Source organism: Mesorhizobium sp. M7A.F.Ca.ET.027.03.2.1 (genome assembly GCF_003999175.1).
GTDB lineage: Bacteria > Pseudomonadota > Alphaproteobacteria > Rhizobiales > Rhizobiaceae > Mesorhizobium.
Genome location: NZ_RZOM01000923.1, coordinates 1 through 2488, shown reverse-complemented (window position 1 = coordinate 2488; position 2488 = coordinate 1). Strand labels below are relative to the sequence as shown.

Sequence of the window (2488 nt, the reverse complement as noted above, 5' to 3'; positions counted from 1 at the left end):
TTCCGGAAGCGATCTCGCCGCCGAAGTCGCGCAGAGCGCGCGCGTTGATCTTGTCGTCGACGTCGGTGATGTTGCGCACATAGGTGACGTGCGCCTGCCCATAGACGTGACGCAGCAAGCGGAAAAGCACGTCAAAGACGATCACCGGCCTGGCATTGCCGATATGGGCAAAGTCGTAGACGGTCGGGCCGCAGACATACATGCGCACATTGTCTGGATCGATCGGGACGAAATCCTCTTTCGTCCGCGTCAGCGTGTTGTAGAGGCGCAGGCCCTGCGATGCGTCGGACATTCGTGCCTTCCCGGTTCAGAACTCAATTTGACGAAGCCAGCCCTGCGCGAAACGCAAATCAGGCTCCAGCCTGCTGGCCGGGGCGTTTGTCCAATCTGGGGAAAGATGAGGCGAAAACGTCCGGACCAGCGCGAGGCTAGCCAATAATGCAAATGCCACAAATGGCGAAAGACGTTTTCATGGGCGGCTTTATCGCCTTGGCATGTGTTGCCGTCAAGTCGCAAGTTTCGGCAAAAACGTCGCTGGATCACAGGTAATGATGCACTGAAACATTTTATTAAACATGTCGGCACAGTCATGAAACATTCGCCGGCTAGATCAGCAGGCGTCACGATTTGGTCAGAATCGGCCATCAAACGCAGACACGAAAATGTTACCTGGGAAGAGAGACATGCCCCGAACCAAGCAGGAAGCCAACCGAGCCAAGCAGCCGGCACTGGCCAACCACTATCGCGCGATCGGCCCGGCCGCGATCGTCGCCGCCCTCCTTCACACCGCGAAGAAGAAAAAGCCGGTACAGAAGATCGTGTCGCCCCGCGCCGCCTGAAGTGGTGTGCGGCCCGGCGCCAAGGGCGCCCGGCAAATGGCGCAGACATACGCCGCTGAAGAACAGTTCAGCTAGAACAACGTCATCTGATTGTCGTCCGCGCCGGGCTTCTGGCGCTTGACCTTTTCGGGCTCCGGCCCGATCTCGCCCCGCTCCTGAACCTCCGGTCCGGTGTTGGCGACCTTGTTGACCAGGCCGGAGACGGGAATGGCCTCGAAGAAATCGAGTTGAGCCGGCCGCAACAGATCGGCGACATCACGCGGTTCGAGCGTGCGGCAATCCAGCCAACGGGCGAAATCCCTGGGGTCGATCACCACAGGCATGCGGTCGTGGATATGCGCGATATCGGCATTGGCGTTGATGGTCAGAATGGCGCCGGTATCCATTTCCGAACCGCCCGGCTCGGCATAGGTCTCGACCAGGCCGGCAAAGGCGACCAACCCGCCATGCCTGGGCCGGATCCAGTAAGGCTGGCCTTTCTTGCCGCCGGTTTGCCGCCATTCATAAAAGCCGGAGGCCGGCACCAAGGCGCGGCGATGGCGCATGGCGGCCTTGAACGACGCCTTTTCGGTAGCCCCTTCGGAGCGCGCGTTGAACAGCAGCGGAAACTCGCGTGTGTCCTTCACCCAGGTCGGGATCAGCCCCCAGCGCACCAGCATTGGTTGCCGGTCCGGCAGATTCGAGCCCGGCGCCCGCGGGGGGCCGGCGACCGCCATCAGGATCGGCTGGGTTGGTGCGATGTTGTAGCGCGCCGGGAAATCCTCCAGTTCCGCCAAGCCTAGCAAGGCGGCAGTCTGGTCCGGCGTCGCGGTCAAGGCAAAACGTCCGCACATGGTCGATTGGCGCCCTTTGAAAGGTTCGGTTCCTGAAGGTGCCGGTGCAACCGGCATTGCGCAACCGCTAAAGCTTGCCCATGCTGGGCGGTCCACAACAGACCTGCCTACACGCCTGATCGGGAACCCATGAACGAAGCGCGCAAGACACTTCCGGCAGTCTCGGTCGCCGTCGTGCGTGCAGACACCCTGCTTCTGGTCAAGCGAGCCCGGCAACCCTCGCAAGGGCTCTATGCCTTTCCGGGCGGCAAGGTCGAACCCGGCGAGACGCTGGAGGCAGCGGCAGAGCGCGAACTTCAGGAAGAAACCGGTTTGCGCGCCACAAATTATCGCCCGCTGCGGGAAATCCACATTGACGGCAGGGATGACAGCCACCCGGTCGATTACCTCCTCACGGTCTTCGGCGCGGCCTATGCCGGCGGCGAGGCGGTAGCCAGCGACGACGCAGAGACGGCGGCCTTCTATACACTCAGCGAGATGGCGGCATTGCCGCTCGCCGGCTCGGTGTTCGCTGTGGCCGAGGAGTTGTTGGACCCCCGCGGAGACGACGGGCCGAAGCCCTGAAAACAGCCTTGCAGGCGACAAATTGTTTCGCCACAAAGACTTATCCTGTTTGGCAGAGCCACGCCGTTGGGTAGAGAAGGCTTATGAACCGTCCGTCCATGCTCCTCGCCGCGTGTCTTGCGGTCGTCGCGACCGTTTCGATACGGCCCGCGCTCAGCGCCGAATCGCCGTTCGAGCCTGGGTTGATGCGGCTGGCGGAGGTTCTGGGCTCGCTGCATTTCCTCCGCAATCTGTGCGGCGAGAAGGGCGACC

At 61.9% G+C, this 2488-nt stretch carries 4 protein-coding genes and 1 pseudogene; 3 read left to right on the top strand and 2 right to left on the bottom strand.

Translation table 11 applies throughout. The annotated features are described in order from the left end of the window. Nucleotides 1-292 (bottom strand): annotated as a pseudogene (locus EN750_RS29080) (cysteine--tRNA ligase); the annotation flags it as partial. 391 nt (nucleotides 293-683) lie between these two features. Here EN750_RS29080 and EN750_RS29075 point away from each other — a divergent pair. Continuing rightward, nucleotides 684-839, top strand: coding sequence for a hypothetical protein (locus EN750_RS29075; protein WP_081738801.1), 156 nt, complete (start codon nucleotides 684-686; stop codon nucleotides 837-839). 71 nt (nucleotides 840-910) lie between these two features. On the opposite strand, the gene EN750_RS29070 is transcribed toward EN750_RS29075, so the two are convergent. Continuing rightward, nucleotides 911-1672 carry an SOS response-associated peptidase gene (locus tag EN750_RS29070; protein ID WP_127398806.1) on the bottom strand — a complete coding sequence of 254 codons (762 nt, stop codon included), beginning with the start codon at nucleotides 1670-1672 and terminating at the stop codon, nucleotides 911-913. 129 nt (nucleotides 1673-1801) lie between these two features. Between EN750_RS29070 and EN750_RS29065 the strand changes: the two genes are divergently transcribed. Then, nucleotides 1802-2236: an NUDIX hydrolase gene (locus EN750_RS29065; RefSeq protein WP_127398805.1), complete on the top strand. Its 435-nt coding sequence runs from the start codon at nucleotides 1802-1804 to the stop codon at nucleotides 2234-2236. An 83-nt stretch (nucleotides 2237-2319) separates the two neighbouring features. After that, a partial coding sequence (locus tag EN750_RS29060) for a TIGR02301 family protein (RefSeq protein WP_127398804.1) occupies nucleotides 2320-2488 on the top strand: 169 nt, incomplete at its 3' end.

Bases quoted from the DNA above. Each gene is read 5' to 3' on its own strand.
- EN750_RS29065 (WP_127398805.1), top strand. From the start codon at position 1,802: ATGAACGAAGCGCGCAAGACACTTCCGGCAGTCTCGGTCGCCGTCGTG.
- EN750_RS29070 (WP_127398806.1), bottom strand. From the start codon at position 1,672: ATGTGCGGACGTTTTGCCTTGACCGCGACGCCGGACCAGACTGCCGCC.
- EN750_RS29075 (WP_081738801.1), top strand. From the start codon at position 684: ATGCCCCGAACCAAGCAGGAAGCCAACCGAGCCAAGCAGCCGGCACTG.